Annotated in this window: 15 protein-coding genes and 2 tRNA genes; 9 read left to right on the top strand and 8 right to left on the bottom strand. The window is 67.4% G+C overall.

Features of this window, described 5'->3' with window-relative positions; all coding sequences use genetic code 11:
• The first annotated feature begins 65 nt into the window (after positions 1 to 65).
• From QE385_RS07900 to QE385_RS07890, 3 genes are read left to right on the top strand one after another with little or no spacing between them, the layout of a single operon-like run.
• Positions 66 to 1,277 carry a toxic anion resistance protein gene (locus QE385_RS07900; RefSeq protein ID WP_307100684.1) on the top strand — a complete coding sequence of 404 codons (1,212 nt, stop codon included), beginning with the start codon at positions 66 to 68 and terminating at the stop codon, positions 1,275 to 1,277.
• Between the two features lie 4 nt (positions 1,278 to 1,281).
• Positions 1,282 to 2,016, top strand: coding sequence for a hypothetical protein (locus QE385_RS07895; RefSeq protein WP_307100682.1), 735 nt, complete (start codon positions 1,282 to 1,284; stop codon positions 2,014 to 2,016).
• Positions 2,013 to 3,287 (top strand): hypothetical protein, encoded by a 1,275-nt coding sequence (locus QE385_RS07890; protein WP_307100681.1) that lies wholly within the window; start codon positions 2,013 to 2,015, stop codon positions 3,285 to 3,287. The genes QE385_RS07895 and QE385_RS07890 overlap by 4 nt, the downstream gene beginning before the upstream one ends.
• A gap of 391 nt (positions 3,288 to 3,678) precedes the next feature.
• On the opposite strand, the gene QE385_RS07885 is transcribed toward QE385_RS07890, so the two are convergent.
• The gene (locus QE385_RS07885) at positions 3,679 to 4,212 is read right to left on the bottom strand and encodes a hypothetical protein (RefSeq protein ID WP_307100679.1); all 534 of its coding nucleotides are present in this window, start codon (positions 4,210 to 4,212) and stop codon (positions 3,679 to 3,681) included.
• 129 nt (positions 4,213 to 4,341) lie between these two features.
• Here QE385_RS07885 and QE385_RS07880 point away from each other — a divergent pair, with 129 nt between their 5' ends.
• A complete protein-coding gene (locus QE385_RS07880; protein ID WP_307100678.1) occupies positions 4,342 to 4,713 on the top strand; it encodes a PRC-barrel domain-containing protein in 372 nt (123 codons plus the stop codon).
• A gap of 495 nt (positions 4,714 to 5,208) precedes the next feature.
• On the opposite strand, the gene uvrB is transcribed toward QE385_RS07880, so the two are convergent.
• Positions 5,209 to 7,401, bottom strand: coding sequence for an excinuclease ABC subunit UvrB (gene uvrB, locus QE385_RS07875; protein WP_307104620.1), 2,193 nt, complete (start codon positions 7,399 to 7,401; stop codon positions 5,209 to 5,211).
• 84 nt (positions 7,402 to 7,485) lie between these two features.
• On the opposite strand from uvrB, the gene QE385_RS07870 reads away from it, so the two are divergent.
• Positions 7,486 to 8,817 (top strand): amidohydrolase, encoded by a 1,332-nt coding sequence (locus QE385_RS07870; protein ID WP_307100676.1) that lies wholly within the window; start codon positions 7,486 to 7,488, stop codon positions 8,815 to 8,817.
• A gap of 66 nt (positions 8,818 to 8,883) precedes the next feature.
• On the opposite strand, the gene QE385_RS07865 is transcribed toward QE385_RS07870, so the two are convergent.
• The 5 genes from QE385_RS07865 to QE385_RS07845 form a co-directional block, all read right to left on the bottom strand.
• Complete coding sequence (locus QE385_RS07865) at positions 8,884 to 9,276, bottom strand: DUF4345 domain-containing protein (RefSeq protein ID WP_307100673.1); 393 nt, start codon at positions 9,274 to 9,276, stop codon at positions 8,884 to 8,886.
• Positions 9,273 to 9,725: a DUF2721 domain-containing protein gene (locus QE385_RS07860; RefSeq protein ID WP_307100671.1), complete on the bottom strand. Its 453-nt coding sequence runs from the start codon at positions 9,723 to 9,725 to the stop codon at positions 9,273 to 9,275. Before QE385_RS07860 ends, QE385_RS07865 begins: the two co-directional genes overlap by 4 nt.
• A 103-nt stretch (positions 9,726 to 9,828) precedes the next feature.
• A complete protein-coding gene (locus QE385_RS07855; protein WP_307100668.1) occupies positions 9,829 to 10,137 on the bottom strand; it encodes a polyhydroxyalkanoic acid system family protein in 309 nt (102 codons plus the stop codon).
• Positions 10,138 to 10,249: 112 nt separating this feature from the next.
• A tRNA-Gly gene (locus QE385_RS07850) sits at positions 10,250 to 10,323 on the bottom strand.
• 42 nt (positions 10,324 to 10,365) lie between these two features.
• A tRNA-Tyr gene (locus QE385_RS07845) sits at positions 10,366 to 10,451 on the bottom strand.
• Positions 10,452 to 10,618: 167 nt separating this feature from the next.
• On the opposite strand from QE385_RS07845, the gene QE385_RS07840 reads away from it, so the two are divergent.
• Entirely contained in the window at positions 10,619 to 12,229 is a 1,611-nt protein-coding gene (locus tag QE385_RS07840) for a M20/M25/M40 family metallo-hydrolase (protein WP_307100667.1), read from the top strand.
• Positions 12,229 to 12,972, top strand: coding sequence for a 23S rRNA (guanosine(2251)-2'-O)-methyltransferase RlmB (gene rlmB, locus QE385_RS07835; protein ID WP_307100665.1), 744 nt, complete (start codon positions 12,229 to 12,231; stop codon positions 12,970 to 12,972). Before QE385_RS07840 ends, rlmB begins: the two co-directional genes overlap by 1 nt.
• A gap of 367 nt (positions 12,973 to 13,339) precedes the next feature.
• On the opposite strand, the gene QE385_RS07830 is transcribed toward rlmB, so the two are convergent.
• Complete coding sequence (locus tag QE385_RS07830; protein ID WP_307100663.1) at positions 13,340 to 13,657, bottom strand: 2Fe-2S iron-sulfur cluster-binding protein; 318 nt, start codon at positions 13,655 to 13,657, stop codon at positions 13,340 to 13,342.
• 69 nt (positions 13,658 to 13,726) lie between these two features.
• Here QE385_RS07830 and QE385_RS07825 point away from each other — a divergent pair, with 69 nt between their 5' ends.
• Both QE385_RS07825 and QE385_RS07820 read left to right on the top strand, forming a co-directional pair.
• The gene (locus QE385_RS07825; protein WP_307100661.1) at positions 13,727 to 14,356 is read left to right on the top strand and encodes a DNA-3-methyladenine glycosylase; all 630 of its coding nucleotides are present in this window, start codon (positions 13,727 to 13,729) and stop codon (positions 14,354 to 14,356) included.
• Between the two features lie 151 nt (positions 14,357 to 14,507).
• Positions 14,508 to 16,238, top strand: coding sequence for a methyl-accepting chemotaxis protein (locus QE385_RS07820; protein WP_307100658.1), 1,731 nt, complete (start codon positions 14,508 to 14,510; stop codon positions 16,236 to 16,238).
• The last annotated feature ends 33 nt before the right edge of the window (positions 16,239 to 16,271 follow it).

The following is a 16,271-nucleotide window of genomic DNA, read 5'->3' as shown; positions in this document are numbered from 1 at the left end:
TTAATACACTTGAACCGCGCGGCCATCCCCTCCACACTAGGCGGCAAGGTATTTGGAGACGCGTAATGGCCACGACCGCCGAGACTGTGACCGGGGAAAAGGGGCTGACCCTGACGCCACCCGATCCCGTGCCGACGGTGGCGCCGTCCCAGGCCGCGGGGCTGGTCCCGGTCGATGAGAAGACCCGCAGCCAGCTGGAGCAGAAGGTCGACGGCTTCGTCGCCGAGTTGATCGCGCAGGACGTCAACAGCCCCGAATTCGGCCGCCGCGTCGATGCGATCACCGCCATGGGGCAGAAGGAAATCCGCGAGGCCGCCAGCCAGTCCAACCGCTTCCTCGACCGCCCGGTCAAGGCGATGGACGGCGAGACCGGCGTGGGCAAGGACCTGACCGAGTTGCGCCGCGTGGTCGAAAGCCTCGATCCCGGTCGCCAGGGCAATCTCTCGGCTCCGCGCAAGCTGCTCGGCATCCTGCCCTTCGGCAACAAGATGCGCGACTATTTCGACGGCTATCGCTCGTCGCAGACGCATATCGCCGCGATCCTGAAGAGCCTGTCCTCGGGCCGCGACGAACTGCTGATGGACAATGCCGCGATCGATACCGAGCGGGCGAACCTGTGGTCGGCGATGGGGCGGCTGGAGCAGATGATCCATCTGTCCAAGACGATGGACGCCAAGCTGGAGGATACGGCCAACGAGCTGGATCACACCGATCCCGCCAAGGCCAAGGCGATCCGCGAGACCGCCTTGTTCTACACGCGCCAGCGGACCCAGGACCTGCTGACCCAGATGGCGGTCACGGTGCAGGGCTATCTGGCGCTCGATCTGGTCAAGAAGAACAATGTCGAGCTGGTGAAGGGCGTCGACCGCGCCTCGACCACCACCGTCTCGGCTTTGCGCACCGCGGTCACCGTGGCGCAGGCGCTGGCCAACCAGAAGCTGGTGCTCGACCAGATCACCGCGCTCAACTCGACCACCGCCAATATCATCGATTCGACCGGCAAGCTGCTGCGCAGCCAGACCGCGCAGATTCATGAGCAGGCGGCGGCCTCGACCATCCCGCTGGAAACGCTGCAACGCGCCTTCCAGAATATCTACGACACGATGGACGCGATCGACAGCTTCAAGTTGAAGGCGCTCGATTCGATGAAGACCACCGTGACGACGCTGGGCAACGAGGTCGAGAAGTCGAAGGGCTATATCGCGCGGGCCGAGGGGGCGCAGAACCCGCAACTGACCGGCGGCGCATCGTCGTCGCTCAAGCTGGAGGCGCTGTAAGGTCGTGACCACACCCCGCTCGAACGAGGTCGATGCCCAGATCGAGCGTGCGCGCGAAGTGATGGCGCGCATCTCGCAGGATTATCGCGGGTCCGCGCAGCAGACCGTCAAGCGGGTGCGCCGCCGCGCGCGCTCGGCCCTGCAACGCGTGATCCTGATCGCGGTCGCCAATGCCGTCATCCTGATCGCGGCGATGGTGACCGGGCTGATCCTGCCCGGCGGGATCGGCATTTTCGGGGCGCTGGCGGCGATGATGCTGATGATCGCGGTGACGCTGGCGATCGCCCTGGCTCCGGCCGCGCGCGCGCCCAGCCCGGCCAGGCTGGCGCAGGTCGATATCAAGGCGCTGCCCGCCCAGACCGAACGCTGGCTGGAGGCGCAGCGCCCCTTGCTGCCCGCGCCCGCTGTGCAACTGGTCGACCGGATCGGCCAGCGGCTCGACACGCTGTCGCCGCAGCTCACCGGGGTCGACAACGACACCACCGAGGCGATGGAGGTCCGCCGCCTGATCGGCGAGCAGCTGCCCGCCTTTCTGCGCGATTATGAGCGCGTGCCCGAGCCGCTCCGCCGGGTCGAGCGCAACGGGCGGACGCCGGATGCGCAGCTGGTCGACGGATTGAAGCTGATCGAACAGGAGATTGGCGACATGACCCAGCGTCTGGCCCAGGCCGATCTCGACAGCCTGTCGACGCGCGGACGCTTCCTGGAAATGAAGTATCGCGAGGAAAGGGCGGAATGAGCATGCGCGCGGCGGTGGTGGTGTTGATGATGCTCTCCACCGCCGCGATGGCACAGGATGGCGCGACGCAGGCGGATCTGGAGGCGGCGAACGCGGCGTCGCAGCTGCTGGGGAAAGGACGCTATCTCGATGCCGCCGAGCGGCTTCGGCCGCTGGCTTTCGATTCGGCCGGCAAGGCGAAGCCGGGTTTCGTCCACGGCCAGTGGCTGGAAATGCGGACGCTGATGACGGCCGAACCCGTTGAGGCCGAGCCCGCACCAGCCGAGGACGCCGAGGCTCGGGCGATAGCGGAGCGGGTCGCCGCCGCGACCCCGCGCGACGCCCTCGCCGAGATCGTCGCGCGGGCGGCCCGGACGCGCGTGGTCATCCTCAACGAGAATCACGGCGTTCCCCGGCATCGGGCCTTTGCGCTAGAGGTGGCGCGGGCGCTTCGGCCGCTGGGCTATTCGGTGCTGGCGGCGGAGACCTTCGTCAGCGACGGAACGCAGGCCGCCATGACCCGCCTGGCGAAAAGCGGTTATCCGACGCTCAGCGGTACGGGCTATTATACACGCGACCCCGTGTTCGCCGATTTCGTCCGCCAGTCGCTGTCGCTCGGCTATCGCCCGCTGGCCTATGAGATCACCCAGGCGGAGCGGGGCGGTGGAACGAGCCGCGCCGAGAGCATCGCGCGGCGGGAAGAGGCACAGGCCAATCACCTGGCGCAGGCGCTGGCGGCCGATCCCAGGGCCAAATTCTTCGTCTATGTCGGTTTCAGCCATGTCACGGAGCGGCCGATCCAAGGCTGGGACGAAGGGACGTATAGCTGGATGGCGACCCGGTTGAAGGCGAAGACCGGCATCGATCCGCTGACCGTCGATCAGGTGACCCTGGGGCCGCAAATGGGGCGTGACACCGGGCTTGCCCGCCAGGCCCTGGCGGCGAAGGGTTATGATCGATCGACGATCCTGTTCGACAACGACCATCCCGTCACCGTCGGCCGATATGCCGGTGCGGTCGACCTGCAGGTCTATCATCCCGCCGCCCGGATGGTGAAGGGGCGCCCCGACTGGCTGGCGGCGATGAACCGGCGGCCTTTGGCGATCCCGCCGGGCTTCGTGCCGCAAAGGGGCGAGCGGCTGGTTCAGGCGTTCATCGCGGGTGAGAGCGACGATGCGATTCCGGTCGATCAGGTGCTGGTGCGGGCGGGCGAGGATGTGCCGTCCCTGCTGGTGCCCGGCGACAGGCCATTGCGGCTGGTGATGCAGGACCCAGCTCCGGCAAGGCCGTGACACGGACGCCGCCGTCCCGTCTGCCCCAGAAATGAAAAGAGGCTGCCGGGACGTCATCACGACGGCCCCGGCAACCCCTAAACATGGTCAGCGGCCGGAGAGCTCCAGCCCGGGAGACCATGCGGGCCTCATGACATCGGACACGGCCGTTGATTGGGGGAGAATACCCCCCGGACCGCATCCATCGATGTCAGAGACCGGCCCCCCGAACGAACTGAACCGACCCCCTTGCTGAACCATGAGACATCGGATCACCTCCTTTCGCTAGTGGATAGCCAACGCGCCCTTTCAAAGTGCGCAACCGCAATGTGCGTAGTCGAAAGTCGATAAACAAGACTTGTAATGCAACGATGTTTGGCCGAGCATCTTGCGCCCGCCAAACGGCCGGGACTCAGCCCCGACAATCCTCGATCACGCGTCCGATCTCGGCATAGGCGGGGATGACGAGCGGCACCTGGCCTGCCTGCTCCATCGTGAACCGCCCCCGGCTGAACGCCATGGCGTCGAGCAGCGGGTCGGCGGCGGGGAGCAGGATTTCCGCCCCCGTCGCGACGGCGCGCGCGGTCAATATCTTGGTCGTGCTGGAGGTGCGGACGGTGATGCTCCCGGCGACCGAGGCGGGGCGATCCAGCCTGATCTGGCGGGTGCGCGGATCGCAGGTCAGCGCCAGCCGCGTGACCCCCGCCGTACCGAACACCGCGGTCGACCCTTGCGCGGTGCGCCGATAGCGCCAGTCGCCGGGCGTCAGCGGCCAATCGCGCCAGTCGGAGCCCAGCACGGGGCGCGGGGCGGGCGGCTGCGGAGCCGGGCGGGGCGTGTGACGGACCGGCGGAGCGGCCTCGGGGCGGGTGGCGGGGATACAGCCCGACAGGGCGGCCGCCGCGACCATCGTCGTGGCGAGGGGAGCAAGGGACAAGCGACGCATCGCCCCCAGCCTATGGTCGAGCATCAACTATCGCTCAACCCCGTGCTGCGGCAGGCCGTGCCGTTGCGGCGGGCACCGGAACCCGGCCTCGCCCTGGCGGGTTTGAAGGGCGATAAACGGAGGTTAAGAATGGCCGATCACGATACGCCGACCCTGATCCTGGTCCAGTCCAATGTCGCGGGGACGCTGAAGCTGGAGAGCCGCGACGGCGACACGATCGGCAGCGTCTATTCCTTCATGGTCCACAAGCGATCGGGCCGCGCGACGCATGCGGTGCTGGCACTGGGCGGGTTCCTGGGCATAGGCAAGAGCTTCTACCCGGTGCCGTTCAGCCTGTTGCAGTTCGATCCGGTGAACGACCAATATGTCATCACCGTCGACCGCCGCCTGCTGGAAGGCGGCCCAAGCTGGGCCAACAACGCACCGATCTTCGACCAGGCCTATGCCGACCGGGTGGCGGGCTATTATGGCGTGACGACGGAGAATCTCGACCTGGGGTGAGGGGGCGGAGGAGCGGTTTGCGGGGGTTCCCGCAGGCGTTCGCCTTTTCCGAATGCCCGCGTGATGGCCATCGATACGCCCCGACGCCTTTCGCCCCGCGTGACCCGATAGCCCCTCTCCCGGCAGGGGGAGGGGTTGGGGAGGGGCATAGGCCAAACAGGTCCAGCTTGGGCGAGGGGGCGAGCGAGCCCAGGGGCTCGCGCGCTCGCCGAGCGAGCGCCCACCCCTCACCCAGCTCCGACTAAGCCTTTGCTCTCGCAAAGGCCAAGTCTGCGCAACCCTCTCCCCTCTGCGAGGGGCGAGGGAGAGAAGGCATTACTGAGTATCGATCGGCCCTGACGCGGCCTGGGGTCCCTGCGGTAACCGCGTTGGGGTCACGAACAGTCCTGACCTTGAGCCCTTGCGGCGCGGGCCCTCCCCCATCCCCTCCCGCTTGCGGGAGGGGCGGGTTTGAGGAAGCGGGATGCGTGCCTCATGGGGCGATTGCCCCTTCGATCAGTTCGCCTTGCGCCCGCTCGCGAATTTCTTGCTCTTACCGAACCGCGTCTTGCGGGTTCCCGGCTTGCCCTCGTTGGAGCGGCCCATGATCGGGGCCTTCTTCTCATGGACGGGCAGGCCCAGTTCCTCATTCTCCAGCTGCCGGATCTCGTCGCGCAACCGGCCCGCTTCCTCGAATTCGAGGTCGGCGGCGGCCTTGCGCATCTTCTTTTCGAGTTCCTCGATATAGGCGCGCAGATTGTGGCCGACCATGTGCGGACGGTCCTCATCGATCGGCACCGTCACCTGATCGCCGCTGGCGACATGCGCGATGATGTCGCCGATCTGGCGGCGGATCGTCTGCGGCGTGATGCCATGTTCGGCATTATAGGCCATCTGCTTCTCGCGACGCCGTGACGTCTCGGACATGGCGCGTTCCATCGACCCGGTGATCCGGTCGGCGTACAGGATCACGCGGCCATCGACGTTGCGCGCCGCGCGCCCGATCGTCTGGATCAGCGAGGTTTCGGAGCGCAGGAAGCCTTCCTTGTCCGCGTCGAGGATCGCGACCAGCCCGCACTCGGGAATATCCAACCCCTCGCGCAGCAGGTTGATGCCGATCAGCACGTCGTACACGCCCAGCCGCAGGTCGCGGATCAGCTCGATACGCTCCAGCGTCTCGACATCGGAGTGCATGTAGCGGACCTTGATCCCCGCTTCGTGCATATATTCGGTCAGGTCCTCGGCCATCCGCTTGGTCAGCGTGGTGACGAGGGTGCGATAGCCGAGTTCGGTCGTCTTGCGCGCCTCGATGATCAGGTCCTGGACCTGTTCCTCGACCGGCTTGATCTCGACCGGCGGGTCGATCAGCCCGGTGGGGCGGATGACCTGTTCGACGAAGACGCCGCCTGTCTGCTCCATCTCCCAGTTGCCGGGCGTGGCCGAGACGCTGACCGTCTGCGGGCGCATCGCGTCCCATTCGTTGAAGCGCAGCGGCCGGTTGTCGATCGCGGAGGGCAGGCGGAAGCCATACTCCGCCAGCGTGATCTTGCGCCGATGGTCGCCACGCGACATGCCGTTGATCTGGCCGATCGTGACATGGCTCTCGTCGACGAACAGCACGGCGTTTTCGGGCAGATATTCGAACAGGGTGGGCGGCGGCTCGCCGGGCAGGCGGCCGGTCAGGAAGCGGCTGTAATTCTCGATGCCGTTGCAGCTGCCGGTGGCGGCGATCATCTCCAGGTCGAAATTGGTGCGCTGCTCCAGCCGCTGGCGTTCCAGCAGCTTGCCCTCGATCTCCAGCTCCTTCAGCCGCTCGGCCAGCTCGAACTTGATCGCCTCGACCGCCTGCTTCATCGTCGGGCCGGGCGTCACATAGTGGCTGTTGGCGTAGATTCGCACCGAGTTGAGGCTCGCGACCTTCTTGCCGGTCAGCGGGTCGAACTCCACGATCTCCTCGATCTCGTCGCCGAAGAAGGACACGCGCCAGGCCGAATCCTCATAGTGCGACGGGAAGATTTCGAGATTGTCGCCCTTCACCCGGAAATTGCCGCGCATGAAAGCGGCATCGTTGCGCTTGTATTGGAGCGCGACCAGCTTGCGGATGATCTCGCGCTGGTCGACGCTCTGGCCTTTCTTCAGGTCGAAGATCATCGCCGAATAGGTCTCGACCGAGCCGATACCGTAGAGGCACGACACCGAGGCGACGATGATGACGTCGTCCCGCTCCAGCAGCGCGCGCGTGGCCGAGTGGCGCATCCGGTCGATCGACTCGTTGATCGAGCTTTCCTTCTCGATGTACGTGTCCGACCGGGGCACATAGGCTTCGGGCTGGTAATAGTCGTAATAGCTGACGAAATATTCGACCGCGTTGTTGGGGAAGAAGTTCTTGAACTCCCCATAGAGCTGCGCCGCCAGGATCTTGTTGGGCGCCAGGATCAGCGCGGGGCGCTGCAACTCCTCGATCACCTTCGCCATGGTGAAGGTCTTGCCCGATCCGGTGACGCCCAGCAGCACCTGGTCCTTGTCGCCAGCGCGCGCCGCCGCGGTCAGTTCCCGGATCGCGGCGGGCTGGTCGCCGTTCGGCGTATAGTCCGTCACCAGCTCGAAGCGCTTGCCGCCTTCGGCCTTTTCGGGGCGCGACGGGCGGTGGGGAATGAAGCTGACCCCGGTTTCGGGCTCGTCGAGGGTGGTGCGGATCTGGATCGCCATGGGTGCGAATATGGGTATCTGTTCCCGTTTCGTCACCCGTCGATCTGGGTTAGCATCGGGCAAAATCGTGAAAAAGGGGAATCCATGCACCACGTCATCGCCGCCGCGCTTCTGCTGACCGCCGCGCCCGCGCTTGCCGAGCCCGATTATGCCGCCGCGGTGAAGGCGGATTACGACCGCGACCTGGGCAAGCTCTGGGACTGGTTCCACCGCAACCCCGAACTGTCCTTTCGCGAGGTGAAGACCGGCGCGCGCATGGCCGCCGAGCTGCGCGCGGTGCCGGGCATGGTCGTGACCGAGAAGGTCGGCGGGACCGGCGTGGTCGGCGTGTTGAAGAACGGCGCGGGGCCGGTCGTGCTGCTGCGCGCCGACATGGACGGGCTGCCGGTCGAGGAGAAATCGGGGCTCGCCAATGCCTCGACCGTGCGACAGGTGGGCGTGGACGGAGTGGAGGCGCCGGTGATGCACGCCTGCGGCCATGACACGCACATCACCGCGATGGTGGCGACCGCGCGGCGGCTGGCGGCGTTGAAGGACCGCTGGCGGGGCACGGTGGTCTTCATCGTCCAGCCCGCCGAGGAACGCGTCGGCGGGGCCAAGGCGATGGTGGCGGACGGTCTCTATAGCCGCTTCCCCAAGCCCGATTACGCGGTCGCCTTCCATGTCGATGCCGAGCGCGCGGCGGGCACCGTGTCGGCGTCGGAGGGGATCCAGTACAGCTCGTCCGATTCGGTCGACATCACGGTGCCGGGCATCGGCGCGCACGGGGCGAGCCCGCATATGGGCAAGGATCCGGTCTATATGGCCTCGCAACTGGTCGTGGCGCTCCAGGGGCTGATCAGCCGCGAGCAGCAGCCGCTCAAGCCCGGGGTCATCACGGTGGGCTCCTTCCATGCCGGGCTCAAGCACAACATCATCTCCGACCAGGCGAAGCTCCAGGTGACGGTGCGCGCCAATGACGAGGCGGAGCGGGCGCGGCTGCTGGCGGGTATCAAGCGGGTCGCGCGCGGGGTGGGCGTGATGAACGGGATGCCCGAGGACAAGATGCCGGTGGTGACCGTGACCGAGGGGACGCCGACGACGATCAACGACGCGGCGCTCGCCAAAAGGCTGAACGCGGTGATGGCGGCGACCTTCGGAGCGGATCATGTCACGCCGTTCGAGCAGAAGGGGATGGGGGCGGAGGACTTCGCCTATCTGGTCCAGCCGGACAGCGGGGTGCGCGGCTATTATCTGTCGGTCGGCGGCACGCCTGCCGAGGCGCTGGCGGCGGCGAAGGCGGGCGGGCCGGCGATCGCGTCGCACCATTCGCCCCAGTTCAGGATCGCGCCCGAGCCCTCGATCGTGACCGGCGCGGTGGCGACGACGGCGGCGATCCTCGATCTGCTGAAGCCGGGGGCGATGGCGTCGCTTTGACCCGTCGGCATGGAACGGGGCGGTCGTCGCGCGGCCGCCGGCCCGTATCGCGACGCTGCGGATCGATCAGCGACGGCGGCGTGCGATGCGGGCCTGCCACAGCATCAGGAGCGGGACGACGCCCAGTTCCATCGCCAGCCCCAGACGATGGCCGGTCGAGGGCGCGCCGACCATCGCCCAGGACAGTCCCCGCGCCATGCCGCCCGCGATCACCAGCGCGCCCAGCAGGCGGAAGCGTGCGCCCTTGCGCTCGATCGCGGGGACGCAGGTGACGAAGGCGAGCCCCAGGCCCAGGAAGATGCCCGAGACATAGCGGAACTGGCTGTCGAGATCGGTCGGGATCGACGGCGCATGGCCCAGCCAGCCGGGGCCCCTGACGACGCTGATCCCCCCGATCGACAGCGGCACCAGACAGGCGATCGCGACCACCGCCTGCAGCGCGCGACGCTCGGCGATCAATCCAGTATCTCCTTGCGGACATGGATCGCGCGCAGCGAGATGCGCACCTCGACCATGAAGGCGATCAGGCACAGCGTCAGCAGGCTGACCGACAGGATGAAGGCCAGCGCGATCCAGGTGCCGATATGGAATTTGCCGAGATTGGCGATGAACAGCACCGCGATCACGATGCAGGCCATGACCGCGCTCGACACCGCCAGGAACAGCGCGGCGTTGATGATCGACATGCGCCGGTCGAGCAGCCGCAACTCCCATTTGTGGCGCAGCAGGTCGGGGCCGTGATCGATCTTGTGGATCATCATCTCCAGCCCGCGCGCCCGGTCGATCACCCGCGCCAGCCGCCCCGCCAGCACGTTCAGCAACTGTCCGATGGCGGCGAGCAGGAAGACGGGGGCCAGCGACAGCTGGATGGTCTGGGCGATGGTGGCGACGGCGGGAAGGGTAGGCATGTCCGCGAAATGGTGGCGTGTCGTGCGCGGTCGGGCAAGGGGGAAGTGCTGCCCCGCCACGGGGCTGGCCGTCACCGAATTCGCGGAGGAACCTTTCGGGCGATCAGCCCTTGGCCAGCATCTTTTCGGCGCTGGTCTTCACGAACTCGCCGATCGGGCCCGCCATCATCGACAGCATCATCGGGATCGTGACGGTGCCGGTGATCGCACGGTCGGCGACCGCCATGTCGGCCTTCACCGTCTGTCCCATCGCGATGATGGTCAGCATCAGCCGGTCGTCGGCGATCCATTCCGAGGAAACCTGTCCGCCGCCGGGAATCTTGGATTCCAGCTTGGGCAGGCCCTGTTCGATCCGGCGGCGCGCCTCGGCATGGCCCAGTTCGTGGGGGATGTCGAAATTGACCGATGCCATGGCGCAAATCCTCTCGTCCGGTGAACGGGCGGAGTGACGGCCCTTTACGTCAACGTCAAGCAGCGAACGGCAAATTATTCGGCTTCGCAGGCTGATGCACGGTGAGGGGGAATGGAGCGGGTAACGGGAATCGAACCCGTGTATTCAGCTTGGAAGGCTGCTGCACTACCATTGTGCTATACCCGCTCGGATCCAGCGCCGCTATCGACCCTAGCCGATCGGCGGGGATGGTGGAAGGGACTGGATTCGAACCAGTGTACGCTCACGCGGGCAGATTTACAGTCTGCTGCCTTTAACCACTCGGCCACCCTTCCGGGGTGTCACTCCATCGGAGCGAGGCGCGCCAAATGCCGAAGCAAAGCACGGCTGTCAACGCCGTTTTGCGGGTTTTTTGGCCGGAATGTGCGATCACTCGCTTGCATCGCCCGGGACCGGGACATAGCCTCTGTCCCATATCAGTTACCTGGGGGTTTTCATTTCGATGCGCGTTTCCCTGCTCGCCGCCGTCGCGGCGGCCGCCCTGTTGCCCGTCACCGCCGCCTCCGCCCAGGATCGTGCCGCCGCCAACCGGATCATCGACGAGGGCATGAATCACAGCCAGGCGATGCAGACCGCCCAGCATCTGACCGACGTGATCGGCCCGCGCATGACCAACAGCCCCGCGATGCGCACCGCCGAAGCCTGGACCGCCGGGCAATTCGCCAAATGGGGACTGAAGAACGTCCATAAGGAAGGTTTCGTCTTCGGGCGCGGCTGGTCGATCGAGCGGGCGAGCGTGCGGATGGTCTCGCCCCGCCCGTTGCAGCTGACCGCGATCCCCATCGCCTGGACCCCCGCCACCAACGGCGCGGTGACAGCGCCGGTGATCGTCGCGCCGATGAAGCGTGAACGCGACTTCGACAAGTGGCGCGGCCAGTTGCGCGGCAAGATCGTGATGGTGTCGCTGCCCGGCACCGGCGACGAACCCGGCACCGCGCCCTTCCGCCGCCTGTCGGGCGAGGACATCGCCAAGCTCGACCTCTACGTCCAGCCCGAGCATGATCCCGAAAGCGCCGATCGCCGGATGAAGCGGCTCGACTTCGCGCAGAAGCTCGACGCCTTTCTGAAGGCCGAGGGCGCGGTCGCCTATGTCACGCAGAGCTATCGCGACGGCAAGCTGCTCCATGGCGAGGGCTATCTGTTCGGACGCGGCGAGACGCCCGCGGTGCCGGGGATCGAGCTGGCCGCCGAGGATTATCGCCGCCTCGCACGGCTCGCCAAGGTCGGCCCCGCGCCCACCATCGAGGTGCTGAGCGACGTGCGGTACGACGACAGCGACGAGAACGCCTATAACATCATCGCCGAAATCCCCGGCACCGATCCCAAGGCGGGCTATGTGATGGCGGGCGCGCATCTCGACAGCTGGGTCGCAGGCGACGGCGCGGCGGACAATGCGGCGGGCAGCGCGATGGTGATGGAGGCCGCGCGCATCCTGGCCGCCACGGGACAGCGGCCCCGGCGGACCATCCGCTTCGCGCTCTGGTCGGGCGAGGAGCAGGGGATTCTCGGTTCGATGGCCTATGTCGAGCAGCATCTGGCGACGCGCGGGCGGCCGGGCGATGCGCCGCAGACGGGCCTGAAGCGCTATTATGGCTGGACCAATCGCTGGCCGATCACGCCCAAGCCGGGTTACGGTGATCTGGCGGCCTATTTCAACATCGACAACGGCTCGGGCAAGCTGCGCGGGCTCTATGCCGAGAACAATCCGGCGGCGGTGCCGATGCTGAGGGAATGGCTGTCGCCCTATGCCTCGATGGGGGCGGGCAATGTCGTCCAGCGGACGACGGGAGGCACCGACCATGTCTTCATGCAGGCGGTCGGCGTACAGGGTTTCCAGTTCATCCAGGACCCGCTCGACTATGGCAGCCGTATCCATCACAGCTCGGCCGACACCTTCGATCATTTGAAGGGGGAGGACATGCGCCAGGCCTCGGTCGTGCTCGCGGGGGTCTTGCTCGCGGCGGCGAATGCGGACAAGGCGTTGCCGCGTCCGCCGGTGCCGACCGAACCGGCATCGACCAACCCCTTTGCATATACGGATACCGACGACTGATGGCACGCCGAGGACATCGCCCCAGCCAGGCTTCTTCCAACCGCCCGCGCTTCTGGGGGCGACATGCGGTGACGGCGGCGCTCGCCAACCCCAACCGCACCGTGCGCAAGATCTGGGGCACGCGCGAGGCGCTGGCCGCGCTCGACCTGCCGCCGGTGGTGCCGATCACCTATGCCGATGTGGCCGATCTGGGCCGCCTGGTCCCCGCCGACGCGCCGCACCAGGGCCTGGTGGCGGAGGTCGATCCGCTGGAAGATATGTGGCTGGGCGATCTGCTTCACGAAGGGCAGGACGACCGGCGGCCGCTGGTCGTGCTCGACCAGGTGACCGATCCGCACAATGTCGGCGCGATCCTGCGCTCGGCCGCCGCGTTCGACGCGCTGGGGATCGTGACCCAGGACCGGCACGCGCCGCCCGAATCGGGCACGGTCGCGCGCTCGGCCAGCGGCGCGCTGGAGACGGTGCCGTGGATTCGCGTCGTCAACCTCGCCCGCGCGCTGGAGGAGATCGCGGAGGCGGGCTTCTGGCGGATCGGCCTGACCGGCCATGCGAACCAGACGCTGGCCGAGGCGATGGGCACGCAGCGCATCTGCATCGTGCTGGGCGCCGAGGGCGAGGGGATGCGCCAGAATACCGAGGCGCATTGCGACGAGCTCGCCAAGCTGCCGATCAGCCCGAAGGTGGAGAGCCTGAACGTCTCCAACGCGGCGGCGATCGCCCTCTATGCGGTGGCGGCACGGTGATGTCTTGGGGCGGCGGGTCTGGTCCTGCCGCCTTTTTTTGCGCGCGGAGCGGATCGTTGTCGACGGCGGAGCGTGGCCTTCGACTGCGCTCAGGCTGAACGGATGTTGGTATGGGTGGCTATGATCCCCAAACTCCGTTCAGCCTGAGCGAAGTCGAAGGCCACGGGTTTCACGCGGAGACGCGGAGGCGCGGAGATGTCCGGCTCCGGGTGATCGAAGCCCGCCATCACGACCGGCAGACTTTGCGACGGCCTGAGGGGATGGAATGGCCTCGCGGCCCAACCCATCATCTCCGCGCCTCCGCGCCTCCGCGAACAAAAAAGGCGGGGCCGAAACCCCGCCCTCGACGTTCACGCGCCATGCGCCGTCAGTCCTCCGCCGCGATCCGCACCCGCATCCCGTCCTGCGCTTCGCCGAAGGGCAGCTGGCACGACAGCCGCGAGGTGGCGTCGCGCTCGCTGGTCGAATCGAGCAGATCGTCCTCGTCCGGTCCGATCGCGGGCAGCGTGCCGGCGAATTCGGGATCGACATGGACATGGCAGGTCGCGCACGAGCAGCACCCGCCGCACAGCGCCAGCAATTCGTCGACGCCTGCATCGCGGATGACTTCCATCACCGACAGACCGGCCTCGCCGTCGATTTCGCGTTCTTCCCCGTCGCGGGTCACGACGATAAGCTTGGGCATGTCCATTCTCCTTGTCGGCCCTGATGTCGAAAGCGCCTCTGCCGGGCCTGAACGCGCGGATCAAGCATCATGGGGCTGAGCGCCGAACAGATTCGCGAAAGTCTCGACGCGCTGGCCGCCGCCGAGCCCGCCATCGCCGCGGCCGTGGCGCGCATCGGCTATCCCGAGCCGCGTATCCGCGCGCGCGGCTATGCCACGCTGGTCCGCACCATATTGGGCCAGCAGGTCTCGGTCGCCTCGGCGGATGCGCATTGGCGGCGGCTGCACGAATTGCTGGGCGACGCGACCGATCCGACCCGGATGCACGGCGTCACCGACGAGGCGCTGCGGGGCGCGGGCATCTCGCGCCAGAAGGCGGGCTATCTGCGCAGCCTGGCCGAAGAGGTGACGAGCGGCCGCCTCGATCTTGCCAATCTGCCCGAGGATGACGAAGAGGCGATCGCGCAACTGGTTGCGGTGAAGGGCATCGGCCGCTGGTCGGCGGAGGTCTATCTGCTGTTCGCCGAGGGGCGGACCGATATCTGGCCCGCCGGGGATCTGGCGGTGCAGATCGAGATGGGCCGGATCCTGGGCCACGACACGCGGCCCTCGGAAAAGCAGGTGCGCGCTCTGGCGGAGGCGTTTCGCCCCCATCGCAGCGCCTTGGCGATCTTCACCTGGCATCATTACGGCGCGGGCGCCGACGCGGCCCCGGTCTGAGGAAAAGACGGTCCGTCGGAATTGCCCGGAATGAGCAGTCGTTGAACCGCCGAAACAACATATCTTAAGTTTTGATTGGTATCAGGAGAAAGGGTGAGGAGCCAATCTCTTGAATATCATAGAAAAGTGTCGAGTGGGCGGCCTGTCCATAATGGCCATGCTGCTGCTGGGCGGGGTTGTGACCGGGTTCGAGATCGACCGCATCCGGATCGGTGGCCCCCTGGCCGACGCCAATCAGGAGATCAGCGATCTCCAGGCGGATATCCTGCCGCCGCCCGCCTATATCATCGAGCCCTATCTGGAGGCGACGCTGCTCGTCCAGCATCCGGAAACGCTGCCCCGGCGCCGGGCCGCGCTGGCCATGCTGGAGAAGGATTTCCGGGCGAGCATCGCGCGCTGGCAGCAGTCGGCGATCGGCGACGGGCTGAAGCCGTTGCTCGTCGACCAGGCGGCACGTCACGCCGACCGCTTCTGGACCGAGCTGGACGATGTGACGATCCCCGCCATCCAGCGCGGCGACCGCACTGCGGCCGAGACGAGCTATGCCCGGCTGACCCAGGCCTATGCCGCGCATCGCCGCGACATCGACACGCTGGTCGCGTCCGTTACCCGGGCACAAGGGCGCGTGACCGATGCCAGCCTGACGTCGCTGCACAGCACGATCGCGATCCTGGTGGCGCTTGGCCTGGTCATCGCCGCGTTGCTGGCGGGCGGGCTGGTCTATCTCATGCGCGGCGTGCTGGGGCCGGTCGGGGCGACCGCCGATGCGATGCGCCGGATGGCGGGCGGCGACCTGGCGCTGGCACTCGACGGGGGCGAGCGCACCGACGAGATCGGCACCATGGTCTCGGCGGTCGAGGTGTTCCGCGTCGCCGCGCAGGCGGAGCGGAGCAACGCCGACAAGCAGGAAATTGTGGTGCGCGAACTGGCCTGCGCGCTCGACCAGCTGGGCGAAGGCAATATGACGCACCGGATCGGGAACACGCTGCCGGTGGAATATCGCGGGCTGGCCCTGTCCTTCGACGCGACGATGGAGCGGCTGACCCAGACCCTGTCGCGCGTCGCGGCGTCGGCGGGCCATGTCAGGACGGGGGCGACGGAGGTCCGCTCGGCGTCCGACGACCTGTCGCAGCGTACCGAGCAGCAGGCGGCCAGCCTGGAGGAGACGGCGGCGGCGATGGACGAGATCACCACCGGGGTCCGCGAGACGGCCGGTGGTGCGACGCGCGTCAACGCGGCGGTCACCGCCGCGCACCGCGACACGCAGGAATCGGGCAAGGTCGTCCGCCGCGCGGTCGATGCCATGGGGGCGATCGAACGCTCCTCGGGCGAGATTTCCGAGATCATCACGGTCATCGACGGCATCGCGTTCCAGACGAACCTGCTGGCGCTGAACGCCGGGGTGGAGGCGGCGCGCGCGGGCGATGCGGGCAAGGGCTTTGCCGTCGTCGCCAGCGAGGTGCGCGCGCTCGCCCAGCGTTCGGCCGACGCCGCTAAGGATGTGAAGGAGCGTATCCAGACCTCGTCGTCGCAGATCGGCATGGGTGTCGGGCTGGTCAGCGAGGCGGGGCGCGCGCTGGAGGCGATTTCGGTACGGATCGAGGAGATTGCCGGGCTCGTCGCCGAGATCGCGACCTCGGCGCAGCGCCAGGCGACCGGGCTGCAACAGGTGAATCTCGCGGTCGCCGACATGGACGGATCGACCCAGCAAAATGCCGCCATGGTCGAACAGGCCCATGCCGCCGCGCGTCATCTGGCGGCGGAGGCCGAGGGGCTGGCGCGCGAGGTGGCGCAGTTCCGGCTGACGCGCGGGGACGGACCGGCGGTCCGGGCGCCCGCCGTCGCGGCGCGCCCGGTACTGGCGCTGGCGCGGGCCGGCTGACGGGGGGCGGGTTCGTGGGGACTGGCATCGCCG

It is taken from the genome of Sphingomonas sp. SORGH_AS_0950 (assembly GCF_030818415.1).
Taxonomy (GTDB): Bacteria; Pseudomonadota; Alphaproteobacteria; order Sphingomonadales; family Sphingomonadaceae; genus Sphingomonas.
The sequence above is the reverse complement of the archived record's forward strand: the minus strand, read 5'-3'. Positions and strand labels throughout refer to the sequence as shown.